Raw genomic sequence first — 23,077 nt, forward strand, 5'->3', positions numbered from 1 at the left:
GAAGGCGCCGCCGCCGTGCGGGGCCGCGCCGCCGTAGGTGTCGACGATGATCTTGCGGCCGGTCAGGCCGGTGTCGCCGTCCGGCCCGCCGATCTCGAAGATGCCGGTCGGGTTGATGTGCCAGACGGTGTTCTCGTCGGTGAAGCCTTCGGGCAGCACCTCGAGGATCAGCGGCTTGACGAAGGCGGTCACCTCGGCGGCCCGGCCGACCGCATGCTGGGTCGACAGCACGATCGAGGCCGCGCGCAGGGGCTTGCCGTTCTCGTACTGGATGGTGACCTGCGACTTCGCATCAGGTTCCAGGAGCGTCCCGCCCGCGTGGCGGACCTCGGCCAGGCGCTTGAGGATGTTGTGGCTGTACTGGAGGGTGGCCGGCATCAACTCGGGCGTCTCGTTCGAGGCGTAGCCGAACATGATGCCCTGGTCGCCCGCGCCTTCGTCCTTGTTGCCGGCGGCGTCCACGCCCACGGCGATGTCGGCCGACTGGCCGTGCAGGTGGTTCTGGAACTCGAAGGTGTTCCAGTGGAACTGGTCCTGCTCATAGCCGATGTCGCGCACGGCGGCGCGCACCACGGCCTCGATCTCCTGCTCGATCCCCGGGGCCCATTGGCCGTCCACGCCCATGATGCCCCGGCCGCGGATTTCCCCGGCCAGCACGACCAGATTGGTGGTGGTCAGGGTCTCGCACGCCACCCGCGCTTCCGGATCCTTCGACAGGAACAGGTCCACCACGGAATCGGAAATGCGGTCGGCGACCTTGTCCGGGTGGCCCTCGGAAACGCTTTCCGAGGTGAACAGGAAGGATGAACGGGACAAGGCAGGCTCCTAGGGGGCGACCCGCCAAACATATAAAGCTATGTTTATATGTTCAAGTCGCGCTGCGTTGGGGGCGGCGCCAACGGGCCTCGGTGCTCACCGGCCGCTCCCCCGCCATCCAGCGTTCGACCACGCCGCCGGCGAGGCACAGGACCAGCAGGACGCCGATGCCCCAGCGGGACGCCACATCCATGCGGATGTGCTGCTCCTGCAGATCGGGCGTCAGGAACATCAGGCCATGGGCGATCATGGTCAGGCCGGCGAAGGCGGACGCGGCCAGCGTCCACCAGCGGTCCCGGCGCAGCGCCAGCCAGACCAGGGCCGCGAACAGGGCCAGGTCGACGAGCGCCTCGCCGAGGCGGAAATCCTTGAGGGTGAGGGTCTGGAACATGAAGCTGGCCAGGAAGGCGAACACGAACACGGCCACGCCGGTCCGCTCGGTATGCCCTCCACGCATCCACGCCCAGGCGAAGACGCCCAGGCTGAGCAGCAGGTAGAAGAGTTGAAAGGGCGCCATGGCTCCTCCAGCGGCGGAGCCCGCGCCGGCCTTAGGGGGCCGGGGCGCGGGCGGCGCCTTGCATGACGGTTTCGTCGATGGTCAGGACCTGACGCTGGTAGGCGACGACGCTGTCGGCGATCGCCCGCATCATCACCGCCGCCAGGACCAGCATCACGACGATGATCAGGACGCGGACGCCCCAGTTGCGGGGCGGGGGCCGGTACCCGAGCCGGGGTTCTGCGCGCCCACCTGGGCCATCACCCAGCCCGCGCTCAACACCTGCTGCAAGAGCTCCCGCGGGTTCGAGCGTTCCGCGTCCGCGGCCAGCCCACGCATCAGATGCGCGCGCACCGGGTCGTTCTTCCCGAGCGAGCTGAAGCCCTCCAGCGCGGCTTCCAGATCCTCCCAGGTCCACTGGGGTAGGGGTTGTGTTTGAGAAACCATTGTCTGCCTCCCTGACGTGGAAGACAGAAGAGGGGGCGGAATCCGGAACGCCAATGGAGTCTTTCGTAGCCTCTGGTACGTTTCGTTCCAGAAGCGCCAAGGCCGCCTTGCGCCGGTTGACCCCCATGCGGCGGCAGGCCTCGTGCACGTGTTTCTTGACCGTGGCTTCCGAAAGATTCAGCCGAACGGCGATTTCCTTGTCGGTCAGAAAGGCCGTCAGTCTGAGGCACTGTTCCTGACGCGGGCTGAGATCTGCCGACATAGATCGCTCCGATACTGCGATCTTGCTAGGATGATCCGAACGGGGCGTCCAGACCGGCGCTCGCACAGGAGGCCGGTCTGTCGCCGTTCAACCGGGCCGCGTGTCAGTTCCGGCTGGGGAAGATGCCTTCCAGGGCGATCGAATAGTTGATCGCCAGCGTCGGCTGCAGGATCGAGATCGGCTGATTGCCGCCGTTCATGCCGCAGGTCTGCGGATGCAGCGCCACATTGGGGGCGGCCGGTGCGTAGATGTTCACCGTCACCGCGTCGCCGTTGCTCGGATCCGAACCGTTGGCGTCGGCGATGGACACGCCGGCGGTCGGCAGGTTCACGGTCGCGGCGGTGTTGTTCACCGAGATCGCGTGGTTGTGGGACGGCATGTTGTTGATGGTGATGCTCGTCGATTCCGTGCCGCTGACCTGACCGATGGTATAGGGCGACAGGCCGATGCCCTGGCCCATGCCGATCGGCAGGCGGCTCTGCAGGTTCGGCAGTTGGAACGTCGTCTGGCCGTTACCGCCGTAATTGGTGCCCAACAGGGCGAACAACGCCGAATTCTGCGAAATCGCGATCGTCTGGCCGTTGCACAGCGCCCATCCGCGCGGTGCGAAATTGAAGCCGAACGCCAGGATCGTCCCCATAAAAGCTTCCATAGAATCGCCCTCCCTTTATCGGGTTCGCGCAACGCGAAACCCCTTGCGGGCACAACCATGGCATAGGCTTTCAAAGGCGGCCAGACGCTATCGAACGTTGATATTGGTTCTCAGTCGGGCGGTCGCTTGTGCCGCCGCCGGCGGGAGATCGACGTCGAAACCCGCGGCGGCGAACAGGGCCAGGGAGGCCGTGTTCGAGGCGAAAATCAGCGCCGTGACATCCCGTCCCTTGGCCTGCGCCTCCTCCGCAACGGAGGCCAGAACCGCCGCGCCGACCCCGCGCCGGCGCCAGTCCGGGGCGGTGATGATCTCGACCACATGCAGGGCGCCGTCCAGCGGACCGGTCAGCAGGCTGCCGGCGCGGACTTCTCCGACCCAGGCCACGCGCCGTTCCAGATCCGGAAACCGCTGCGCCAGCATGGCGTCGCGGGACCGGACCTGCATGTCGATCAGCGGGCCGGGATCGAAGCCGCCCAGGGCTGCGATCAGATGCGCGCGCACCCATCCATCGACGACGTCCGCGTCGGCGGCCGTTTCCGGACGCAGCTCAACCAGTGGAGAGTTTTCGGACGATGCCATCCCTCTAGATTGCAGACCTCGCGCGAACATGCACCATGTGCGTCGCAGCCGGAGCTCCAGATGATCCCCTCGTCCCTCGTTATTTTGACCGCCCCCCTGTTCAGGGCCTTCGTCGGCCGGGACTGGCTGGTCGACACCCAGCCCGCGCCGGTCAAGATAAAGCTCGACGCCGTGGACGACCTGAAGGGCGGCATGCCCGGCGGCCGCGATCCCTTCATTCTGATCTTCAGCACGCCCTGGGACACCCTGCTGGTCGAGGGTCAGTATCTGATGCGCCCGGGCGATGACGCCGAGGCCGTCGAGGTTCACCTGATCCCGACGCAGACCGCCCCCGGGCCGCGCCGGCTGTACCACGCAGTCTTCAACTGAACCCTGGGGAAGCGCCGCCTGGGTGACCCGAACACCTGACCCCCGCATTGCGCATTCGACTCTGCTGGGGCGGTACAGGCCAGCATGCACAAGGCTTCTGGCCTGAACCGTCCATCCGGCCGCCCTCGCGACGAGACGCCATGGTCAGTTTTCGACGGCGAGGCCGGGGATGTATTGCGAAGCGATCTTGTCAGCAAATCTCTGGGGCCCAGCTCCCAAGAGGTTCGTCAGAACGATCACCGTAAGGTCATCCTCGGGGTAGATGAAGATCGCCGCGCGATCGCCGCCCGTGGGCGTGATCGCGGGATGTTCCGCGCGGCGGATGACCGGCCAGCCCAGTCCATAGCCATTGATGGTCCGGTTGAAGCCGCGATAGCTTCCGTCCGGCAGCTGCTGCGGGGTCCAGAGCTGTTCGAGGCCCCTTTCGCTGACGAGACGCCCCTTCTGCAGCGCGATAACCCATGCGGCCAGATCTGTGGCCGTGGCCTGAACGCCTGCGGTGGGATGCATGTAGGCGGGCCACGTCTCCTGGCGCGCCATCGGGGTCTCGCTGCGCTCGACGCCGACGGTTCTCATGTCCGTTATCTGCAGCGTCAAATAGGTATAGAGCGAGGCGAGCTCAGGCACGGTATCGGCGGTGTGTCCAAAGCGGGCCTGCTCCATGCCCGCCGCGTTGAACTGCCCCTCGCGAACGAAGTCGACGAAGGGCTCGCCCGAGAGCCTTTCGATGATCTTGCCCATCAGGGCATAGCCGGTCTGGTTGTAGGCATACTGCGTTCCGGGCGCATATCGCAGGGGCAGTTCCTGCACCCTTGCCCAGGCGGCATCGGGCTCGGCGCCGTCGATCAGTCGGGTATTGTCGTCAATGATCTCGGGCAGGCCGGACGTGTGCGTGAGGATCTGGCGGACAGTGATCTCATTCCACGAGGACGGAAGCCCTTCGAGATATTGCGTCACCGATGCATCGAGATCGAGTTTTCCGGCCTCGACGAGCTGCATGGCCGCCACGCCGGTGAAGGCCTTGCTGATCGAGTTGATGCCGAAAACAGTGCGGTCCGTCACAGGCGTCGCGGTCTCGAAGTCGGACTGGCCGTAAGCGCCCGTGAAGACGATTTCGCCGTTTTTCACGATCGCCAGCTGGAGCCCCGGAATACCGCGAGACGCCATCTCGCTTTGGACCAGGCGTTCAATCGCGGCGGCCGTGTTGTCCGCTTCCGCGCTCTGCGTTGTTTGGGCGTTTGCGCTATCGGCAAGACCGCCCATGACCGCGATCAGGCCGATTGCGGCGGAAATTCTGTTCAGCATTGTTCTGGCTATCCGGAGCTTAGGGGGTGTCGGCTGCGATCGTGGATCGGATGATCGACGCGCCTTTGCGATCACCAAGGCGGGAAGAACAGGCGCTGCGTTGGGCGCAACGGCGCGTTGACTGAGAGATGGACGGGTCATGGCGTCGGTTGACCCGGTCGCCGCACGGCCGTCCATCCCGGCTCGGTCAATGGTGCGCCTTGATCGGCGAACAGCAGTGCGTCCCGGTGAACTGTCGCCTCAAGGCGGCTGTCAGGTTTGGGGGCGGCAGCGCCACGCAGGTCGACTCCGGCCCGCCGCCGGCAAATACGTCAGCGGCGGTCGCCGCTGCGTTTCCCTTGAGCTGGATGTCCGGGGTCACAGCCTTCACGGCCGCAACGCGCTCAGCGCGGCCTGAACGGCCTCCCACTGGGCGCCCACGCAACTCCCAAGCTGAAGCGCCTTCCGGCCCATCCCGGCCCGGCTTCAAAGCTTGCACTGCTCAGGAAAGGTGGTGCCGCTTAGGTGACTCGAACACCTGACCCCCGCATTACGAATGCGATGCTCTACCAGCTGAGCTAAAGCGGCCTGCGACCGGTTCGGGGCGTTTCCGAACCGCGCGAGAGGCGCTCTTTATACGCGGGCCGCCGGATTGCCAAGCGCCAGCAGCACGGCGGCGTCGGTCGGTTCGCCCGCGGTGCGGATTTCGGCGAAACCGGCCGCCGCCAGAGGGGCCGCCGCGGCCGCCGAAATGGCCACCGCCAGCCGTCCCGCGCCGCCGTCACGGCCCAGGGCCCGGGCCACCGCCTTGGCCGCGCGAGGGGAGTGGGCCAGCACCGCTTCGAAATCCGCCGGCGCCTTGGCACGGGTCTCCGTCGCCTCATAGACCGGCAGGATCACGGTCTCGACCGCGCGGTTCAGCAGGGCGTCCAGATCCCCGGCCGGCTCGCGAGCGCCCGGCACCAGCACCCGTCCGGTTGCTTCACTCGCGATCAGCCAGGCCAGGTCCGCCAGGGCCCCCGAGGCCGAGGTCACGGTCGTGAACCCCGCCTGCCGCGCCCGCTCGGCGGTGACATCGCCCACGGCGAACACGGGCAGGGATCGGTCGGGGGTCAGGTCGGCGAACACGGCCACGCCGTTCGGGCTGGTGAAGGCCAGGGCTGTGATTCCGCTCAGGTCGGGGGCCGGCTGGATGATGGGGCGGACGGCCAGAACCGGCGCGATCAGGGGGGCGAAGCCGCGGGCGGCCAACCGCGCCGCCGTCCGGGATGCGCCCGGCTCGGTGCGGGTCACCCAGATGCGGCGGAGGCCGGTCAGGTCTCGATCCTCTGGTCGCCGCCGGCGGCGTGGACCTCGGCCCCCAGCCGCAGGCCCAGCGCACGGGCCTGGTCCTGCGCATCGGCGGCGTGGACGTCGCCGATCTCACCCGACCGCCGCCAGCGGACCGAGCCGTCCGGAGCCAGCATTTCGGTGGTCAGGCGCAGATGGCCTTCCCCGATCTCGGCATGGGCGCCGATCGCCGTGCGGCACGACCCTTCCAGCGCCGTCATCGCCCCGCGTTCGGCGGCCACGGCCAGGGCGGTCATGGGGTGGTTGAGGGCGGCCACCCAGGCTGCGCTTTCGCCCTCGCGCGTCTGCAGCGCCAGCGCGCCCTGGCCCGGCGCGGGCAGAAAGGCGTCCAGCGACAGCCGCTCGCGGATCACGTCCTCGAAGCCCAGCCGGTTCAGCCCCGACACGGCCAGCAGAATGGCTTCGAACTCGCCTTCCGCCAGCTTGCGCAGCCGGGTGTCGACATTGCCGCGCAGCATTTCGATCTTCAGGTCCGGCCGCAGCGCCAGCGCCTGCGCCTGACGCCGCAGCGAGGCCGTGCCCAGCCGGGCGCCCACGGGAAGGCTGTCGAAGCTCGCGAAGTCGCTGACGAAGGCGTCGCGCGGGTCCTCGCGTTCAGGGACGGCGGCGATGCACAGGCCGCGCGGCTGTTCGGCGGGCACGTCCTTCATGGAATGGACGGCCACATCGACCCGGCCCTCCAGCAGGGCCTCCTCGATCTCCTTGGTGAACAGCGCCTTGCCGCCGATCTCCAGCAGGCGGCGGTCCTGCACCCGGTCGCCGGTGGTGAGGATCTCGACCAGCGGCACGGCCTCGGCCAGATCGGCGTCGGCCACCCCCATGGCCCGGCCTATGGCGCGCTGCATCATGCCCGACTGGGTGAGCGCCAGCTTGGATCGCCGGGTGCCGATGCGGATGGGAAAGGTCATGAGGCGTTGCGCGGGTCCGGCGGGGTCGCTACCTCGACCCCATGATGATGGCCGCCGACTATAGCAGCGAAAAGGGCCGGGCAACCGAAGCGCCCGACGCTGACCTGGTGGTGCTGGGTCTGGAGACCAGCTGCGACGAGACCGCGGCCTCGGTGGTGCGGCTGACCGGGGACGGCGCGGCCACGGTCCTGTCGTCGATCGTGCACAGCCAGATCGACGACCATGCGGCCTTCGGCGGCGTCGTGCCCGAGATCGCGGCGCGCAGCCATGTCGAGATGATCGACGGCGTCGCGCGTCGCGCGATGGCCGAGGCCGGGCTGGACTACGGCCAGCTGAACGGCGTCGCCGCCACGGCCGGGCCGGGCCTGGTCGGCGGAGTCATGGTGGGCCTGAGCTACGGCAAGGCCGTGGCCCTGGCCCGCGACCTGCCGCTGATCGCGGTCAACCATCTGGAGGGTCATGCCGTCTCCGCCCGGCTGGGCGAACCGGTGGCCTATCCCTTCCTGCTGCTGCTGGTCTCGGGCGGCCACTGCCAGCTGCTGGAGGTGCGCGGCGTCGGCGACATGACCCGGCTGGGCACGACCATCGACGATGCGGCGGGCGAGGCCTTCGACAAGATCGCGAAAGCGCTGGGGCTCGGCTACCCCGGTGGTCCGGCGCTGGAGAAATTGGCCGAGAGCGGCGACGGCGCCCGCTTCGATCTGCCGCGCGCCCTGCTGGGCCGCAAGGACTGCGATTTCTCCTTCTCGGGCCTGAAGACCGCCGCCTCGCGCCTGGCCGCGACCTGCGAGACCGACCAGGACAAGGCCGACCTCGCCGACGCCGTCCAGACCGCCATCGCCCGCCAGCTCGCCGAGCGCTCGGACCGGGCGCTGAAGGACTATGCGGACCTGCATGAACACCGCCTGTTCGTCGTCGCGGGCGGGGTGGCGGCCAACAGCACGATCCGGTCCACGCTCGAAGCGGTGGCGGCGAAGAACGGATTCGCCTTCCTCGCTCCGCCCATGGCCTACTGCACCGACAACGCGGCCATGATCGCCCTCGCCGGCGCGGAACGGCTGCGGAAGGGGCTGACCTCGGACATCGACACCGCCGCCCGGCCGCGCTGGCCGCTGGACGAACAGAAGGCCCTCGCCGATCCGGCCCACAAGCCGGGCCGCAAGGGCGCGAAGGCCTAGTTCAGGGCCAGCGTAGGAGCTTCGGTGCCCTTCAGCGCCGGGGCGTAGAGCACATAGCCCGCGCCGACCCGCGTCAGGGCGATATAGCCGCGCCCTTCCTCGGTGCTGTCGGGGCGGAGCAGGATCGAGAAGCCGGCACCGGGCGTCGCGAGGGTCACGCCCGCGCCGTCCAATTCGGTCCCCTCGCTTTCCGGGCTCCGGTCGCTCCGCGCGACCCCGGGATCTGCGAACTCGAACCGCCCCGTCGGCGCCGTCAGCCGATAGCGGGCCGAGACCCCTTCAGGGGTCGGCGTCAGGGTCACATTTTGGCTGAGAGCCGGCGGCGCAAGGACGGCCATGACGCAGGCGGCCATGGCGCCCAGTCCCGTTGCATGACGTTTCCGCATCCTGATCCCTTGCGCCCGCCTGTCCATTCGCCAGATCTGGCAGGGCGCGGGGGACCGGGCAAATGAAGCTTTGGCCATCCGGAACGCGGTCGCGGCTTGGCAATTGGAGACCTCTCGTCCCATAGAGGGCGTTGAATACATACGGTGGGCTTTATGGAATTTCGCACCGCAGGGGTGATCGGCGCCGGCGCCTGGGGCACCGCCCTGGCCCAGGTCGCGGGTTGGGCCGGGCTGGACGTGTTGCTGCAGGCGCGCGAACCGGACGTGGTCGAGAGCATCCACGAGCGCCGGATCAACGAGGCCTTCCTGCCGGGCGTGACCCTGGACGACCATATCTCCGTCACGACCGAACTGGCCGACCTGTCGTCCTGCGACGTCATTCTCGCCGTGCCGCCCGCCCAGCACATGCGTTCGACCCTGGCCGCCTTCGCCGCCCACCATCGGCCCGGCGTGCCGATCGTGCTCTGCTCCAAGGGCATCGAGCGCGGCTCGCTGAAGTTGATGACCGACGTTCTGGCCGAGACCATTCCCGCCGCGCCGGCCGCCGTCCTTTCGGGCCCCAGCTTCGCGGGCGAGGTCGCGCGCGGCCTGCCCAGCGCCGTCACCCTGGCCTGCGCCGACGAGGCGCTTGGCGAGGAGCTGATGCTGACCCTGTCGGCCCCGGGCTTCCGCCCCTATCTGGCGACCGACCTGATCGGCGCCGAGGTCGGCGGAGCGATCAAGAACGTGCTGGCCATCGCCTGCGGCATGAGCGAGGGCAAGGGGCTGGGCCGCAGCGCCCACGCCGCCATCATCACCAGGGGCTTCGCCGAGATGACCCGCCTGGGCGTGGCGCTGGGCGGGCAGGCCGAGACGGTCGCGGGCCTGTGCGGCCTCGGGGACCTGGTCCTGACCTGCTCCAGCCCGCAGTCGCGCAACATGAGCCTGGGCCTCGCCCTGGGGCAGGGCCAGACCGTGGAACAGGCGATGGCCGGCAAGCGGTCGGTCGCCGAGGGCTATGAGTCGGCACCCGCCGTGCGCGAACTGGCGACGAAGATGGGCGTCGACATGCCCATTTCACTCGCCGTCGCCGCCCTGCTGAACGGTGAGACCACGGTGGACGAGGTCATCGACAACCTGCTGTCCCGTCCGCTCAAGGTCGAGCGCGACTAGTGACGGACGCTTCCCAAGCCGAACGCAAGCGTGTCTGGACGACGCCCGCCAACGTCGCCCTCTGCGCTGAGGCCGACATCGCCGACCCGGGCTCGCGCGCCTTTGTGCTGCAGATCGGCGAGGCCTTTTTCCATGGCTTCGTGGTGCGCAAGGACGGCCAGGTCGCGGGCTATGTCGACCGTTGTCCCCACCAGGGTTTCCCGCTGGCGATCGAGCTGGATCGCTATCTGACGCCGGACGGCTCCCTGATCCTGTGCGGCTGGCACGGGGCGGTGTTCGAGCCCCTGACCGGCGAATGCACCGGCGGTCCGTGCGCGGGCGGGCGGCTGACGCCGTGGCCGGTTCAGGCGACGAACGGGATCATCCGGACGGCCTAGGCGCGCAGCAGGTACAGGCCGAAGCCGATAAACGGCCGGCCGAACTCCAGCACCATCTTCACCCGATCGGCGGCGGCCTGCACGGTCGCGGCCTCGGGCGCGTCCGGATGGGCCGCCAGCCAGTCTCGCGCCGCCGTGTCGGCCGCCGCCGCATAGGCGTCGAACACGGCCTGCGGCGAGATTTCGGACCAGACTGTCTCGAACCCGGCCGCCTGGGCTGCGTGTTTCCAGCCTGCATCATCCGTGTACTGATTGGTTGCCTCCGCGATCTGGCGCAACGGCGCAGGCGGTTCGGCGATCCACGCCAGATCGCCCCATAGCAGCCATCCGCCGGGCTTGAGCCGGGACTTCAGGAAGGCGAAGCCGGCCTCGGGCGTCGGCTGGCCTTCGCCGTTGACGTTGGTGGTTCCCAGGGCGGTGATCAGGTCGAGCGGGGGCAGGTTCGCCAGCACATCCGCCGCCGCGCCGACGGCCAGATGGACCCGGTCATCCAGCTCGGCGGCGGCGATCCGCTCCCGCGCCAGACCGGCCATCACCGGGTCATACTCGATCGCCGTGACGTCCAGACCGAAGGCCTGCGCCATTCGGATCGCCACTCCGGCGTTCCCGGTCCCGACGTCGGCCGCCGAGGCGCCGGGCGACAGTCCGGCCCGAGCCAATGCGCCCTCGACGGACGCCATGGTCACGCCGTTGCAGACCTCCAGCGCCTCATAGGCGATGCGATTGTAGCTGGTGCTCATCAGGCCGTTGTGTCGCGGAGAAGGGGGGCGGGCAAGCGCTCACTTTCTGGCGCAAACGAAGTACTTTACATTTCAAAGTTAGTCATCTACACCGGCTTCATCGCAACCGGACTTCCTCCCCATGACCGCCGCCGTCCTCGCCCCGTCCCCCGATCAGGTTTCGCCGACGCTCGCCGTCGCCGCCGGGCGCGTGCTGGCCCTCGCCGGGACCGCCTTCGGCCTGGCCAACCTGTTCCAGTACGGCGTCCAGAGCGGCCTGCTGCATCTTCACCCCGCGGTCCTTTCGCTGAGCTGGCCGATCACGGTGGGCGTGTTCCTGTTCGCCCTGGCCCGCCTGCGCCGCATCGGCGGGGACAACGGGCGCCGGGCCGCCGTCTGGTCCCGTTTCGGCATCGCCGCCATGATCGGCGCGGCCCTGATCCTGCTGGCCGTCTCCTTCGTCCGGCAGGAGTTCACCACCATGTTCTGGATGACGCCCATCGGCATCGGCCTCTACGCCGTCGCCTGGACCACGGCCGCCGTTCGCGGCCGCCGCGGCTGGATGATGGCCCCGGCGCTCGGCGCCGTCTGCGCTGTCGGCGGCGCGGTCTCGGTACTGGGAACGCCCCAGCAGTATCTCGTCTACGCCGTCGCTCTGTTCGCCTTCGTCCTCATCCCCGGCGCCTGGCTGGCGTCCGGCCGCAAGGCCTGAAAGAAATGACCCTCATGACCGACTCAGACAACGCCCCCGCCGACATCGCCTGGCTGCGCCAGCTGGCTGAGGAGAACGGGACCGGCCCGATGCGCGGGGCCTCGATCCTGCTGGCCGCCGGCCTGATCTACGGCGTCACCAGCCTGGTTCACTGGGCCCATATGACCGGGCTGATCCTGCCGCAGTACGCCGCCGCCGGGATCGAGTGGCTTATCGCCACCGGCGTCTTCCTCGTGGTCTGCTTCACCATCAGCATCCGTCTGCACCGGGCCGGGGGCGTCCGCACCGGCGCCCAGCGCGCCATCGGCACGGTCTGGTCGGCGGTCGGCTGGGGCATCTTCGCCCTCTTCGCCTCCATGACCATGGTCAGCGTCCGCCTGGGGGCGGATCAGAACGGGATGATCTTCTGGCTGGTGCCGTCGATCGTCATGGTCTTCTACGGCATGGGCTGGGCCGTCACGGCCGCCATGCTGAAGTCCCGCCCGCTGCTGGTGCTGGCGGTCGGCTCCTTCCTGTCCGCCCCGCTGATGGGCCTCTTCGCCGGTTCGGCCGCGATCTATCTCGCCTACGCCGCCGCCCTGTTCCTGCTGATGGCCCTGCCGGGCTTCCTGCTGATGCGCCAGTCGAAGTCGGCCTGATCCATGGCTGACGAGTTCGACATCAACCGGATCGACGACGTCATCCATGGACGGGTCCGGCTGGGCATCATGGCGGTGTTGGCCGGGGTCGACAGTGCCGACTTCAACACCCTGAAGACCCGGCTGCAGACGACGGACGGCAATCTGTCCGTCCACCTGCGAAAGCTTGAGGACGCCGGCTTCGTCGCGGTCAACAAACGGTTCGAGGGGCGCAAGCCCCTGACCGAAGCCTCGATGACGCCCGCCGGACGCAAGGCCTTCGTGGCCTATCTCGACACCATGCAGGGCCTTGTCGGGAAGGCGTGACGCGACCCGTGTCAGGGGCTAGACGGGACGGATGACGGACCGCATCCACCGCTTCGACGCCCTCGACAATTTCCGGGACTATGGCGACTACGACACCGCCGCGGGCCGCCGGATCGCCACCGGCCGCCTGTTCCGCTCGGCCCATCAGGCGCGGGTCTCGGACGCGGACCTGGAGCGGCTGGGCGGTCTCGGCATCGGCACGATCGTCGATCTACGCCGCCCCGGCGAGCGCCGGGACCAGCCCTCGAAGCGGCCGGCCGGCTGGACCGGTCAGGTGCTGGACAGCGATCTCGGTCCCGACGGCGAGGCCCCGCACATCACCTTCCTGAAGACCTCGGACCTGACGATTGATGCGGGCCGGACCTTCATGACCGGCGTCTACCGCACCCTGCCGTACGAGCCCGCCCACCTGGACCTGTTCGCCCGCTATTTCAGGGCGCTCGGCGAGGGTGACGGCGCGGTCCTGATCCACTGCGCGGCGGGCAAGGATCGCACCGGCACGCTGGCGGCCCTGACCCACCATCTGCTCGGCGTCCATCACGACGACCTGATCGCCGACTACATGCTGACCAACACCGCCGTGGATCTGGAAGGCATGGCCCCCAAGGTGGCGCGCCAGCTGGAGAAGGTGACGGGCCGGGCTCCCGCCCATGACGCCGTCATCGCCTTCCTCGGCGTCGAGCCGGTCTATCTGGAGACCGCCTTCGCCGGGATCGAAGACCGGCACGGTTCGCTCGACGCCTATCTGGAACAGGCGCTGGGCGTGGATTCGGCCCTGCGCGACCGTATCGGCGAGCGGCTGTCGGCGTGACCTTCCGGGCCGTCGAGCGGCGACCCCTGCCGTGGCGCGAGCCCCTCGCCGCCGCCGCCGGACTGCGCCATCGCGATGGGGCGCTGGCCCTGCTGTCCGACGGCGGGCCGTTGGGGCGTTGGTCCTTCGTCGCCGCCGATCCGGACCGGGTGGTGATCGAACCGGTCGAAACCGGGCTGGACCGTCTGCGTGATCCGGACTTCGCCGACGGCGCGGTCGGCTTGCTGGCCTATGACGCCGGGGCCCGGCCGGCGACCGGGCCCCGCCCCTCGATCTGGCCCGACCTGATGCTGGCCCGCTATCCGTCGATGCTGGTCTTCGATCATCGGGACCGCACGGTCCTCGCCGTCGGGCGTGGCGCGGACGTCGAGGCCGCCAGGGCCGCCGCCGGGGTCGCCCAGGGCTGGTTCGCCGCCGCCGCCGAGCCGGTCACCCCGCCGCCGCCCGCCGCCCGTCTGAACCCCGAGGCCCCGTCCACCGCCTATGAGGCCGCGGTCGCCGCCGTCGTCGCCCGTATCGCCGCGGGGGACCTGTTCCAGGCCAATATCGCCCGGGCCTGGACCGGCGCGCTGCATTCCGACGCCGATCCGTTCGACGTGCTGTTGCGGCTGGCCGACCGCGCCTCGGCCTACGGCGCCTTCTGGCGGCTGGGCGATCGGGCGATCGTCTCCAACTCGCCGGAACTGTTCCTGACGCTGGACGGCGACCGCATCGAGACCCGGCCGATCAAGGGCACCCGTCCACGTGATCCGGACCCCGCCCGCGACGCCGCTCTCGCCGACGACCTGCAGGCCAGCGCCAAGGATCGGGCCGAGAACCTGATGATCGTCGATCTGATGCGTAACGACCTGGCCCGGGCGGCCGTGCCCGGCTCGGTCGCGGTGGAAAGGCTGTTCGAGGTCGAACGGCTGGCCACGGTGCATCACCTCGTCTCGACGGTGACGGCGCGGGCGCGACCGGGTGTCGGGCCCGCCGACCTGCTGGAGGCGACCTTCCCGCCCGGCTCCATCACCGGCGCGCCCAAGCATCAGGCCATGAAGGTCATCGCGGGCCACGAACCGCCGCGTGGTCCCTGGTGCGGCAGTCTGTTCCACATCGCGGACGGACGGATGACGGCCTCGGTGCTGATCCGCACCGCGGCGTTCGAGCGGATGTCGGGAAAGTGGCGGTTCCGCACCCTGGCCGGGGCGGGCATCGTCGCCGACAGCGATCCCGCCGCCGAACTGGCCGAGACCGAAGCCAAGATCCGCGCCCTGCGCGAGGCTCTGACGGGCGACTAGCAGTCCGAGCAGAGCGTCTTGTCGCTGACGCGCGGCCGCAGATAGTAGGTGTGCGAGAATTTGGTGATGTTCGGCATCAGATAATCGGCGGGCGAGTCATAGTCGTAGGTCGCCTCGGAGATGATCAGGCTCTGACCGTCGGTCAGCAGGTCCGAAGGAATGGTCACCTGGTCGCCCTTGAGCAGCGCGGTCATGCCGTCGCCCCGACTCCAGTCGACCTTCACCAGGTTTCCGGTCCGCGTGACGCTGGTGACGCGCTGCTTCAGCGCCGTCGTCGAGAACGGCTTCATGATCAGGGAGCCGATCTTGAAGATGTCGGTCACATTGGCCTTGGTGACGGTCTCTTCCTGCGCGATCAGGTCGGCGACCGCGGCGGAGACGTGGCCCATCCGCTTCTGGGCCATGTAGCCCTGACAGAATTCGGACAGGCCCAGATAGAAGGCGATCAGCACGGGCGCCAGCAGGGCGAACTCCACCGCCGAAATGCCCCGGTCGTCGCCGGCCAGTCGTCTGAACAGGGACCGGGTCATGCGGGTTCGTTCCGGAAGGCGGTGGTCGCGGTCATCCGCACGGTGCCGTCCTTCAGCCGCGACAGGCCCTGGGCCATGAAGGTGGTCAGCAGGGGCACCTTGTACCAGGAGCGCACCAGCACCAGGTCGCCGGGCTGGCCGTTCGCATAGGTCAGGCCGGATTCGCTGAAGGTCCCGCCGGCCATGGGATCCGGCGGCGTGGTGTTGAACTGGGGAATGACCCGCACGTCCACGGTCAGCCGGTCGGGGCAGTCGGCGGCGAAGATGCTCATCCGCGCACAGACGCCCGACTTGAACACGGCGGCGGTCATGCCCGAATCCTTGGCCTGGCCGGTGCGGATCAGGCGGCCCTGTTCGATGGTGGCGTTCTCCAGCACGGAGTCGGTGACGAACACCAGGCCCAGTTCGAGGATGGCGAACATCATCAGGCAGAAGGGGAGGGCGACCATGGCGAACTCGACCGCCGCCGAGCCTTCGCGGGCGCGCGACGGTCCACGCCGTGAACGGCGGGCCGGCTCCGTTCCGGAAGATATGATCTCCGCCACCGGGCCTTAAGGCGTCGGAGCTTCGGCGGTGGAACCCGAGGTCCCGCGCACCGAGGGCGAGCACGAACTGGCGCAGGCCATTTCCGTGGCCTGACCGCCGCGCCACACGCGCACCCGGCCGCCGCCGTCGCCCGAGGTGACGACCACCTGGCTCTGGAAGACGGTGCGGCCGATCGGATCGACGGCGATGACCTCGGTCACGCCGTATCCCTTGCCCGTAATATAGAGGGTGTTGGAATCGACCACGGTCACGTCGGCGATCTGGGGGTTGCCGACGATGACCGAGCCGGCCGCGCCGCGCAGTTGCACCCGCCGCGCCTGATCGATCTCGACATTCAGGCTGGCGGACTGGGCCGCGACGATCGCCGGCGCGGCCAGGACGGCGGCGGCGGCGACGACAGCGGCGAGGCGGATCGGGTGGATCATGGCGACGTCTTCCAATGAACGGGCGCGCGCGTGAGCGTGAGCCGGACAGTGCGTCGGCAATCCTCAAGAAAGTCTGAAATGACGCCCGTAGAGGCGCTGAAACGCCCGCCCCGTCCATCTTCAGCAAACGTCGTCGGAGTTTTTTAGAGTAAATCCGACAGTAACCAAGAGCGAAGACCGGGCCTTAACCGATATGGGCGATAACCATCCTGCGTTTTGGGGGTCAAGCGGGCTGCCGGCTCCCCCCTCGTCAGTTAGCTCGCAACACCTCTATCCAAAAGGATCCAAGCCATGACCAAGTTCGTTTCGAAGTTCATGTCCGACGAGTCGGGCGCCACCGCCATCGAGTATGGCCTGATCGCCGCCCTGATCGCCGTCGTGATCATTTCGGCCGTGACCGCCCTGGGCACGACCATCAAGACCAAGTTCAACGCCGTCGTGACCGGCATGGGCGGAACCGCCGGCGCCTAAGGCCCGACGCAACGTCTTGAAACCGGCGAAGGGCCGGGGCGGAAACGCCCCGGCCCTTCTGCTGTCGCAAAGGCTTCGGGCCGCTCATTCAGGTAAACGCGTCAGTAAACATGTTCGTACGCGCAGGCTTAATGCGGCTCGTACATCATATTCTCAGTACAAGGGGGCGGACGGGAAACCGGCTTCCCCGGCTGCAACCAGTCGACCCCGCAGGGGAAGGGAAATCCGATGACCAAGTTCGTTTCGAAATTCATGTCCGACGAGTCGGGCGCCACCGCCATCGAGTATGGCCTGATCGCCGCCCTGATCGCCGTCGTGATCATCTCGGCCGTGACCGCCCTGGGCACGACCATCAAGACCAAGTTCAACTCGGTCGTGACCGGCATGGGCGGAACCGCCGGCGCCTAAGGCCCGACGCAACGTCTTGAAACCGGCGAGGGGCCGGGGTGGAAACGCCCCGGCCCTTTTGCTTGTTCAAAGGTCCGTTGATTGCTGTGTACGGTAAACGACACAGTAAACACTTTTGTATGCTCAAGCTTAACCTGAGCCGTACAGTCTTTCCCTCGTTCAGGGGGCAAGGCGGGCGACCGGCTTTCCCCGACTGCCTCAACAGTCGATCCCAAGCGGGAAAAGGGAAAATCCGATGACCAAGTTCGTTTCGAAGTTCATGTCCGACGAGTCGGGCGCTACCGCGATCGAGTACGGCCTGATCGCCGCCCTCATCGCTGTTGTGATCATTTCGGCCGTGACCGCCCTGGGCACGACCATCAAGACCAAGTTCAACGATGTCGTGACCGGCATGGGCGGCACCGCCGGCGCCTAACCCGCGCTTCGGGAATGCAAGACGGGGGGCCGGAGCGGGAACGCTCCGGCCCTTTCGTTTGGGAAACGCGGTCTTAACCGCGTCGGTGGCACAAGACGGGACATGGATATCGTCTCCCTGATCCTTCTCAGCGTCATGCCCGCGCTCGTCATCGTGGCGGGTCTGAAGGACCTGACCACCATGCGGATCCCGAATTGGATCTCGCTGCTGCTGATCGTCTTCTTCTTTCCGGCGGCCTTGGCCGTCGGCCTGCCGCTGACAACCCTGGCGATCCACATCGGCGTGGCTTTCGCCGCCCTGCTGGTCGGCGCCGGCATGTTCGCCCTGCGCTGGATCGGCGGCGGCGACGCCAAACTGATGGCCGCGGCCTGCCTGTGGCTGGGTCTGGAGGGATCGGGCATGTTCCTGCTGTGGACCGGGGTGATGGGTGGTCTGTTCTGCCTGGCCCTGCTGTTCGCCCGCTTCCACTCGCGCCCCTATCTGGCCGGCGCACCCGGCTGGGTTGTCAGCCTGATGGAGCCCAAGGGCGACATTCCGTATGGCGTCGCCATCGCCGCGGGAGCCCTTCTCGCCTATCCGGCCTCGACCCTGATGGCGCTTTTCAGCGCGGGTTAAGCCGGCCTGGGGGCGACTTAGGTCCGCGTTAACCCGCACCCGGCATGGTCGTTAACGGTAGGGGGCCGAAGGACCGATTCACGCGTCCGGGAAGGCCCGCCGGAGACCGTCGATGAAGCCTGCCCGTATCATCGTGATCTGCATCGCCGCCGTGGCCGCCATCGGCCTGGCGCTGGTGGTTCGCGCCATGGGCTCGCCCTCGGGGCAGCCTGCCGCCGTCGCCACCGCCGCGCCCGTCGAGTCCCGGCCGATGGCCAAGGTCCTGGTCGCCGCCAAGGACCTCCAGCCCGGCCAGCGCCTGGCCGAGGGCGACATGGAATGGAAGGACTGGCCGGTCGACGAGGTCAATCCGGTCTTCATCACCGACGGCACGGTGCCGATCCCCGCGGCGGCCACCGCCGCCCCGGCCCAGCCGGCCGAGGACGACAAGCCCGCGGGCGCGGTCGCCTCGGTGACCCGCGCCGCGACCAACCTGGCCACCGGCGGCGCCAAGGCTGACTACATCGGCTCTGTCGTTCGCGAACCCATTCTGGCGGGCGAGCCCATCGTCATGCGCAAGATCGTCCGTGCGGGCGACAGCGGCTACATGGCCGCCTATCTGGAGCCCGGCATGCGCGCCATGGCCATCCGGGTGACGGTCGAGACCGCCGCCGGCGGCTTCATCCTTCCGGGCGACCGCGTCGACGTGGTCCTGACCCGCGAGACCAATCTGGCGAACGCCGGCGCGGCCGAGGGCGACCGCGCGAAATTCACTTCGGCCACCGTGATGCAGAACATCAAGGTCCTGGCCATCGACCAGTCGACCCGCGCCGGGGATGACGAACAGGCCGTGATCGGCGCCACCGCGACGCTCGAGGTCGGCCCCCGCGACGCCGAGGCCCTGGCCCTCGCCAAGTCGGAAGGCGAGCTGAGCCTGGTCCTGCGCTCCTATGCCGACACCGCCGGCCCATCCGGCCGCGTCGCCGCTCCGACCCGGCAGTCCGCCGCGGTGCGCGTCTACCGCGGCGGCGCTCCTGAAGTTGTGGTGGTCCAATGAAACGCCCGATGAAGCATCTTGCCGCCATCGCCCTCGCGGGTCTCACGGTCGTCGCCACCGCGCCGACCCCGTCGGCCTGGGCCCAGAGCCGGGCCGCCGTCGCCATGGGGTCGCAGTCGCAGCTGATCAGCCTGCCGCGCGGGTCGTCCATGGCGGTCGACGTGATCGTGCCCAACCCCCTGGTCGCCGAGGCCATGCTGCACTCGCCGCGCCGCATCACCATCATCGGCCTGCAGCCGGGCGAGACCGACGCGGTGGTGCTGGACAGCGCCGGCCGCACCATCCTGTCGCTGCGCGTTCGCGTCGATGCGGGGACCTCGGCCCTTCAGGACACGCTGAACCGGGTCATGCCGAACGCCAACGTCCACGCCGAGGCGGTCAACGACAGCGTCATTCTGACCGGCACCGTCTACAGCCCCGGCGAGGCGGACCGCGCCAGCCAGGTGGCCCGCGCCTTCGTGTCCGCGCCCGAGAAGGTCATCAACATGATGACCATCGCCGGTTCCGACCAAGTGATGGTCCGTGCCCGGATCGTCGAGGTCCAGCGCACCGCCATCAAGCAGCTGGGCTTTGACGCGACGGCCGTTCTGGCCAGTGTCGGCAACGGTCTGTCGCTGACCCAGGGCGCGACCTTCGCGGTCAACGGCAACCAGCTGGGCGGCGGCATCATCCGCTACCAGGACGGCGCCGGCGACGGCTCCAGCGTGAACACCGCCCTGCGCGCCTTCGAACGCGCCGGCCTGGTGCGCATCCTGGCCGAGCCGAACATCACCACCGCCAACGGCGAGGCCGCCGAATTTCTGGCCGGTGGTGAATTCCCGGTCCCGGTGGGCCAGGAAACCACCGAGAGCTCAACCAAGATCACCGTCCAGTTCAAGCCGTACGGCGTGCGTCTGGCCGTGCGCCCCATCGTCCTGTCGGCGGGCCGCATCTCGCTTCAGCTGTCGACCGAAGTCTCCGAGCTGACCCAGGTCGGCGCCTTCACCCTGGGGGCCGGTGCGGATCGCACCCTGGTCATTCCGGGCCTGAACGTGCGCCGGGCGTCGAACACGGTCGAACTGCCCTCGGGCGGGTCGCTGATGATCGCCGGCCTGCTGCGCGAGGACACCCGCCAGAACATCGACTCCCTGCCGGCGCTCGGCGATCTGCCGGTGCTGGGCGCCCTGTTCCGGTCGCGCGACTACATCTCCGGCGAGACCGAGCTGGTCATCATCATCGAGGCCTACATCGTCTCGCCGACCGGCGCCGGGACCATGCAGACGCCCGCTGACGGCCTCCAGGTCGCCAACGACGCCCAGACCCTGCTGTTCGGCCAGTTGGACCAGCACTATGCGCCCCGTGGCGGGGCCGTGGTCGCCGCCGGAGCCGGCTGGTCCGGTCCGGTCGGCTATGTGATCGAATGAGGGTCTCCGTGATGCGCTCCCTGTTCCTGTCCCTGTCGGCCGCCGCCCTGCTGGCCGGCTGCGCCTCGACCGGCGGCGTCGATACGACGCCGATGAATCCGCTGTCGCGCTATTCGCTGCGCGTCGAGCCCGGCCTCGACCGCATCGCCCTGGCGGTGCACGAGGAGGGCCTGTCGCCGACCCAGATGGGCGCCCTGAACGACCTGGCGGCCCGCTACGCCGCGACCGGCATGGGCCGCGTGCGGGTGCAGGCTCCGTCCGGCGACGACCCCGTCGCGTCGCGCCAGGCCTGGGCCGTCCGCTCGGCGCTCGAGGCCGCGGGTGTCCCGGGCCAGAACATCGAGGTTCTCGGCTACGACGCGCCGGATCCCCGGGCGCCCGTTCTGGCCGGTTTCGAGACCGTTCGTGCGGTGATCCCGAACTGCGCCGCCGAGCCGCGCAACATGGGCGGCCGCTTCTCGAACGCGTCGTCGATCGGGCTGGGCTGCGCCATCAACGCCAACATCGCCGCCCAGATCGCCGATCCGCGCGACATCCTGGGCGCCCGCGCCATGACCCCGACCGATCCGGGCCGCGCCGCCATCGTGTTCGACAAGTACCGCAAGGGCGAAATGGCTTCGGCGCCGCAGGAAACCCTGGTCGAGGGCGCGATCGCCCAGGCCGTGGAATAAACCCCAATGAGCAACGCCTTCGCCCCCAACGCTTTCAACGACTTCGAGGACGACGAGTTCGACCTCGACATGGGCTACGTCGCCCAGGGGGCTTCGGGTGCGCCGGCGGTCGAGCCGGAAGCCGGCGCCTTCCCCGCCGAGCCGATGATCATGGACGATGAGGCCGGGCGCCGCCCGCCGCTGCAGTTCACGCCGCCCGCCGTCCAGTCGCCCCAGCCCCAGGCGCCGCGTCCGCCCCTGCCGGAACCGGTCCTGACCGGCGGCGACTTCAACCCCGTCGGCGAACTGGTCGCCGGGGCCCAGGCCGCCTTCTCGCCTCCGGTCAGCGCCGGCCACACCGCCGAGGTTTCGGTCCCGCGCATCGCCATCCACGTCTTCGCCGAGCGGCAGGACACCCTGGCCGCCGCCGAACGCGCCGGCCAGGACCGCCGCCTGTCGCGCGCCACGACCCAGATCCGGGTTGGAGGCGTCGCCGCCGCCGTCGAGGCCTATCAGCATGAGCCGACCCCGCCGCTGATCGTGGTCGAGTGCCTGAAGGACCCGCAGACCCTGCTGTGGGAAGTCGACCAGCTGGCCGAGGTCTGCGACGCCGGCACCAAGGTCATCGTCGTCGGCGCCACCAACGACATCCTGCTGTTCCGCGAGCTGATGCGCCGCGGCGTCAGCGAGTATCTGGTCGCCCCGCTGCAACCGCTACAGCTGATCGCGGCCATCGGCGGTCTGTTCGCCGATCCGGCCCAGCCCTTCGTCGGCCGTTCGATCGCCTTCGTCGGCGCGCGCGGCGGAGCGGGCTCCAGCTCGGTGGCCCACAACACCGCCTACGCCATGTCCGAGCGGATCGGCGCCAATACGGTCATCGTCGATTACGACCTGCCCTTCGGCACCGCCGGCCTGGACTTCAACCAGGACCCGCTGAACGGCGTCGCCGACGCCCTTACCCAACCCGACCGGCTGGACCCCGTCCTGCTGGACCGGATGATGGTCCGCTGCACCGACAAGCTGAGCCTGTTCGCAGCGCCCGCCACCCTCGACGCCGACTGGGACATCAGCCCGGACGCCTTCGAGGAGGTCACCACCCAGATCCGTTCGACCGCGCCCTTCGTGGTGCTGGACCTGCCGCACGTCTGGTCGTCGTGGATGCGCCGCACCCTGATCAGCGCCGATGAGGTGGTGGTGGTGGCGACGCCGGACCTGGCCTCGCTGCGCAACGCCAAGAACATGATCGACCTGATCAAGCAGGGCCGTCCCAACGACGCCCCGCCGCGTCTGGTCCTCAACCAGGTCGGCGTTCCGGGCCGCCCCGAGATTCCGGCCAAGGAATTCGGCAACGCCCTGGGCATCCACCCCAGCCTGATCATTCCCTTCGACGCCAAGACCTTCGGCGCGGCGGCCAACAACGGCCAGATGATCCTCGACGCCGGGGCCAAGTCCAAGGCCGCCGAGGCCTTCCAGACCCTGGCCCAGATCGTCTCGCGGCGGGAAATCCCGCTGCTGACCGGCCCCAAGGCGGCCAAGGGCGCGGGCGGCAAGTCGATGTTCTCCGGCCTGTTCAAGAAGAAGTCCTAGAGCGTGTTCGGCAAGCGTACAGGTCAGCCCGGAACGCCCGCCCCGGCGGCGATGCGTCCGGCCGCCGCGGTGCAGCCCGCGCCTGTGCAAGCCTCGCCCGAACCCGGTTTCCAACCCCAGCAGGGCGTCCAGACCCAGGCCTTCGCCTTCGGCGGCCCGGACGCCGGTGTGGATGTCATGGAGGCGCCGCGCCCGGCGCCCGCGGTCCGGCCTCCGTCGGAAGCCGCCGACCGCCTCGACGCCCTGGCCTCGCGGCCCAAGCCCGCGGC

General features: G+C 68.9%; 31 protein-coding genes, 1 tRNA gene and 2 pseudogenes. 18 read left to right on the forward strand and 16 right to left on the reverse strand.

Annotated elements, in window-relative coordinates; translation table 11 throughout:
* The 7 genes and pseudogenes from Q0C81_RS02670 to Q0C81_RS02695 form a co-directional block, all read right to left on the reverse strand.
* Window positions 1-816, reverse strand: an 816-nt coding sequence (locus Q0C81_RS02670; protein ID WP_291833132.1) for a methionine adenosyltransferase domain-containing protein, incomplete at its 3' end; no start/stop codon positions are given.
* A 52-nt stretch (window positions 817-868) separates the two neighbouring features.
* On the reverse strand, window positions 869-1,333 hold the full coding sequence (locus Q0C81_RS02675; protein WP_291833134.1) for a hypothetical protein: 465 nt from the start codon (window positions 1,331-1,333) through the stop codon (window positions 869-871).
* Window positions 1,334-1,364: 31 nt separating this feature from the next.
* Window positions 1,365-1,490 carry a hypothetical protein gene (locus tag Q0C81_RS02680; protein WP_291833138.1) on the reverse strand — a complete coding sequence of 42 codons (126 nt, stop codon included), beginning with the start codon at window positions 1,488-1,490 and terminating at the stop codon, window positions 1,365-1,367.
* 8 nt (window positions 1,491-1,498) lie between these two features.
* Window positions 1,499-1,759 (reverse strand): hypothetical protein, encoded by a 261-nt coding sequence (locus Q0C81_RS02685; RefSeq protein WP_291833141.1) that lies wholly within the window; start codon window positions 1,757-1,759, stop codon window positions 1,499-1,501.
* 109 nt (window positions 1,760-1,868) lie between these two features.
* Window positions 1,869-2,021, reverse strand: a pseudogene (locus Q0C81_RS18275) (helix-turn-helix transcriptional regulator); the annotation flags it as partial.
* Window positions 2,022-2,124: 103 nt separating this feature from the next.
* Window positions 2,125-2,661, reverse strand: coding sequence for a phage tail protein (locus Q0C81_RS02690; RefSeq protein ID WP_291833144.1), 537 nt, complete (start codon window positions 2,659-2,661; stop codon window positions 2,125-2,127).
* Window positions 2,662-2,760: 99 nt separating this feature from the next.
* A complete protein-coding gene (locus Q0C81_RS02695; protein ID WP_291833147.1) occupies window positions 2,761-3,252 on the reverse strand; it encodes a GNAT family N-acetyltransferase in 492 nt (163 codons plus the stop codon).
* 60 nt (window positions 3,253-3,312) lie between these two features.
* Here Q0C81_RS02695 and Q0C81_RS02700 point away from each other — a divergent pair, with 60 nt between their 5' ends.
* Window positions 3,313-3,621, forward strand: a complete 309-nt coding sequence (locus Q0C81_RS02700; RefSeq protein ID WP_291833150.1) for a hypothetical protein — start codon at window positions 3,313-3,315, stop codon at window positions 3,619-3,621.
* Between the two features lie 144 nt (window positions 3,622-3,765).
* Here the strand turns inward: Q0C81_RS02700 and Q0C81_RS02705 are convergent, their stop codons facing one another.
* The 4 genes from Q0C81_RS02705 to hemC form a co-directional block, all read right to left on the reverse strand.
* Window positions 3,766-4,926: a serine hydrolase gene (locus Q0C81_RS02705; RefSeq protein ID WP_291833153.1), complete on the reverse strand. Its 1,161-nt coding sequence runs from the start codon at window positions 4,924-4,926 to the stop codon at window positions 3,766-3,768.
* A 491-nt stretch (window positions 4,927-5,417) separates the two neighbouring features.
* Window positions 5,418-5,493: transfer RNA gene (locus tag Q0C81_RS02710), tRNA-Thr, on the reverse strand.
* Window positions 5,494-5,538: 45 nt separating this feature from the next.
* Window positions 5,539-6,198 carry a uroporphyrinogen-III synthase gene (locus tag Q0C81_RS02715; protein WP_291833156.1) on the reverse strand — a complete coding sequence of 220 codons (660 nt, stop codon included), beginning with the start codon at window positions 6,196-6,198 and terminating at the stop codon, window positions 5,539-5,541.
* Window positions 6,199-6,218: 20 nt separating this feature from the next.
* Window positions 6,219-7,163, reverse strand: coding sequence for a hydroxymethylbilane synthase (gene hemC, locus Q0C81_RS02720; RefSeq protein ID WP_291833160.1), 945 nt, complete (start codon window positions 7,161-7,163; stop codon window positions 6,219-6,221).
* A gap of 47 nt (window positions 7,164-7,210) precedes the next feature.
* Here hemC and tsaD point away from each other — a divergent pair, with 47 nt between their 5' ends.
* The gene (gene tsaD / locus Q0C81_RS02725; RefSeq protein WP_291833162.1) at window positions 7,211-8,341 is read left to right on the forward strand and encodes a tRNA (adenosine(37)-N6)-threonylcarbamoyltransferase complex transferase subunit TsaD; all 1,131 of its coding nucleotides are present in this window, start codon (window positions 7,211-7,213) and stop codon (window positions 8,339-8,341) included.
* Here the strand turns inward: tsaD and Q0C81_RS02730 are convergent.
* A complete protein-coding gene (locus tag Q0C81_RS02730; RefSeq protein WP_291833164.1) occupies window positions 8,338-8,727 on the reverse strand; it encodes a hypothetical protein in 390 nt (129 codons plus the stop codon). The two genes, tsaD and Q0C81_RS02730, sit on opposite strands and share 4 nt — an antisense overlap.
* A 153-nt stretch (window positions 8,728-8,880) precedes the next feature.
* On the opposite strand from Q0C81_RS02730, the gene Q0C81_RS02735 reads away from it, so the two are divergent.
* Together Q0C81_RS02735 and Q0C81_RS02740 are read left to right on the forward strand one after the other, a co-directional pair.
* The gene (locus tag Q0C81_RS02735) at window positions 8,881-9,879 is read left to right on the forward strand and encodes an NAD(P)H-dependent glycerol-3-phosphate dehydrogenase (protein ID WP_291833166.1); all 999 of its coding nucleotides are present in this window, start codon (window positions 8,881-8,883) and stop codon (window positions 9,877-9,879) included.
* Window positions 9,879-10,256: a Rieske (2Fe-2S) protein gene (locus Q0C81_RS02740; RefSeq protein WP_291833169.1), complete on the forward strand. Its 378-nt coding sequence runs from the start codon at window positions 9,879-9,881 to the stop codon at window positions 10,254-10,256. Before Q0C81_RS02735 ends, Q0C81_RS02740 begins: the two co-directional genes overlap by 1 nt.
* Here the strand turns inward: Q0C81_RS02740 and Q0C81_RS02745 are convergent.
* The gene (locus tag Q0C81_RS02745; protein ID WP_291833171.1) at window positions 10,253-10,996 is read right to left on the reverse strand and encodes a methyltransferase domain-containing protein; all 744 of its coding nucleotides are present in this window, start codon (window positions 10,994-10,996) and stop codon (window positions 10,253-10,255) included. The genes Q0C81_RS02740 and Q0C81_RS02745 overlap by 4 nt on opposite strands.
* Window positions 10,997-11,117: 121 nt before the next feature.
* Here Q0C81_RS02745 and Q0C81_RS02750 point away from each other — a divergent pair, with 121 nt between their 5' ends.
* The 5 genes from Q0C81_RS02750 to Q0C81_RS02770 are packed head-to-tail and all read left to right on the forward strand — an operon-like array spanning window position 11,118 to window position 14,722.
* On the forward strand, window positions 11,118-11,687 hold the full coding sequence (locus Q0C81_RS02750; RefSeq protein ID WP_291833173.1) for a hypothetical protein: 570 nt from the start codon (window positions 11,118-11,120) through the stop codon (window positions 11,685-11,687).
* 14 nt (window positions 11,688-11,701) lie between these two features.
* Complete coding sequence (locus Q0C81_RS02755) at window positions 11,702-12,325, forward strand: hypothetical protein (protein ID WP_291833175.1); 624 nt, start codon at window positions 11,702-11,704, stop codon at window positions 12,323-12,325.
* Window positions 12,326-12,328: 3 nt separating this feature from the next.
* Window positions 12,329-12,631, forward strand: coding sequence for a transcriptional regulator (locus Q0C81_RS02760; RefSeq protein WP_291833178.1), 303 nt, complete (start codon window positions 12,329-12,331; stop codon window positions 12,629-12,631).
* Between the two features lie 31 nt (window positions 12,632-12,662).
* Window positions 12,663-13,442 (forward strand): tyrosine-protein phosphatase, encoded by a 780-nt coding sequence (locus tag Q0C81_RS02765; RefSeq protein ID WP_291833181.1) that lies wholly within the window; start codon window positions 12,663-12,665, stop codon window positions 13,440-13,442.
* Complete coding sequence (locus Q0C81_RS02770) at window positions 13,439-14,722, forward strand: anthranilate synthase component I family protein (protein WP_291833184.1); 1,284 nt, start codon at window positions 13,439-13,441, stop codon at window positions 14,720-14,722. The genes Q0C81_RS02765 and Q0C81_RS02770 overlap by 4 nt, the downstream gene beginning before the upstream one ends.
* Here Q0C81_RS02770 and Q0C81_RS02775 read toward each other — a convergent pair.
* The 3 genes from Q0C81_RS02775 to Q0C81_RS02785 are packed head-to-tail and all read right to left on the reverse strand — an operon-like array spanning window position 14,719 to window position 16,223.
* On the reverse strand, window positions 14,719-15,252 hold the full coding sequence (locus Q0C81_RS02775; RefSeq protein WP_291833187.1) for a TadE/TadG family type IV pilus assembly protein: 534 nt from the start codon (window positions 15,250-15,252) through the stop codon (window positions 14,719-14,721). The genes Q0C81_RS02770 and Q0C81_RS02775 overlap by 4 nt on opposite strands.
* Window positions 15,249-15,797 (reverse strand): TadE/TadG family type IV pilus assembly protein, encoded by a 549-nt coding sequence (locus Q0C81_RS02780; protein ID WP_291833190.1) that lies wholly within the window; start codon window positions 15,795-15,797, stop codon window positions 15,249-15,251. Before Q0C81_RS02780 ends, Q0C81_RS02775 begins: the two co-directional genes overlap by 4 nt.
* A gap of 6 nt (window positions 15,798-15,803) precedes the next feature.
* The gene (locus Q0C81_RS02785) at window positions 15,804-16,223 is read right to left on the reverse strand and encodes a pilus assembly protein N-terminal domain-containing protein (protein ID WP_291833192.1); all 420 of its coding nucleotides are present in this window, start codon (window positions 16,221-16,223) and stop codon (window positions 15,804-15,806) included.
* 291 nt (window positions 16,224-16,514) lie between these two features.
* On the opposite strand from Q0C81_RS02785, the gene Q0C81_RS02790 reads away from it, so the two are divergent.
* The 9 genes and pseudogenes from Q0C81_RS02790 to Q0C81_RS02830 all read left to right on the forward strand — a co-directional run.
* On the forward strand, window positions 16,515-16,694 hold the full coding sequence (locus Q0C81_RS02790) for a Flp family type IVb pilin (RefSeq protein ID WP_291833195.1): 180 nt from the start codon (window positions 16,515-16,517) through the stop codon (window positions 16,692-16,694).
* 228 nt (window positions 16,695-16,922) lie between these two features.
* The gene (locus Q0C81_RS02795; RefSeq protein WP_291833198.1) at window positions 16,923-17,102 is read left to right on the forward strand and encodes a Flp family type IVb pilin; all 180 of its coding nucleotides are present in this window, start codon (window positions 16,923-16,925) and stop codon (window positions 17,100-17,102) included.
* A 235-nt stretch (window positions 17,103-17,337) separates the two neighbouring features.
* Entirely contained in the window at window positions 17,338-17,517 is a 180-nt protein-coding gene (locus Q0C81_RS02800; RefSeq protein WP_291833203.1) for a Flp family type IVb pilin, read from the forward strand.
* A 102-nt stretch (window positions 17,518-17,619) separates the two neighbouring features.
* A complete protein-coding gene (locus tag Q0C81_RS02805; RefSeq protein ID WP_291833205.1) occupies window positions 17,620-18,132 on the forward strand; it encodes a prepilin peptidase in 513 nt (170 codons plus the stop codon).
* A gap of 112 nt (window positions 18,133-18,244) precedes the next feature.
* Window positions 18,245-19,168: a Flp pilus assembly protein CpaB gene (cpaB, locus tag Q0C81_RS02810; protein WP_291833208.1), complete on the forward strand. Its 924-nt coding sequence runs from the start codon at window positions 18,245-18,247 to the stop codon at window positions 19,166-19,168.
* An 8-nt stretch (window positions 19,169-19,176) separates the two neighbouring features.
* Window positions 19,177-20,571, forward strand: a complete 1,395-nt coding sequence (locus Q0C81_RS02815) for a type II and III secretion system protein family protein (RefSeq protein ID WP_291833211.1) — start codon at window positions 19,177-19,179, stop codon at window positions 20,569-20,571.
* A gap of 11 nt (window positions 20,572-20,582) precedes the next feature.
* Window positions 20,583-21,242 carry a CpaD family pilus assembly protein gene (locus Q0C81_RS02820; protein ID WP_291833216.1) on the forward strand — a complete coding sequence of 220 codons (660 nt, stop codon included), beginning with the start codon at window positions 20,583-20,585 and terminating at the stop codon, window positions 21,240-21,242.
* A gap of 6 nt (window positions 21,243-21,248) precedes the next feature.
* A complete protein-coding gene (locus Q0C81_RS02825) occupies window positions 21,249-22,808 on the forward strand; it encodes a CpaE family protein (RefSeq protein ID WP_291833213.1) in 1,560 nt (519 codons plus the stop codon).
* Window positions 22,809-22,811: 3 nt separating this feature from the next.
* A pseudogene (locus Q0C81_RS02830) lies at window positions 22,812-23,077 on the forward strand (CpaF family protein); the annotation flags it as partial.

This window comes from Brevundimonas sp. (genome assembly GCF_023259385.1).
In the GTDB taxonomy this organism is placed as follows: domain Bacteria; phylum Pseudomonadota; class Alphaproteobacteria; order Caulobacterales; family Caulobacteraceae; genus Brevundimonas.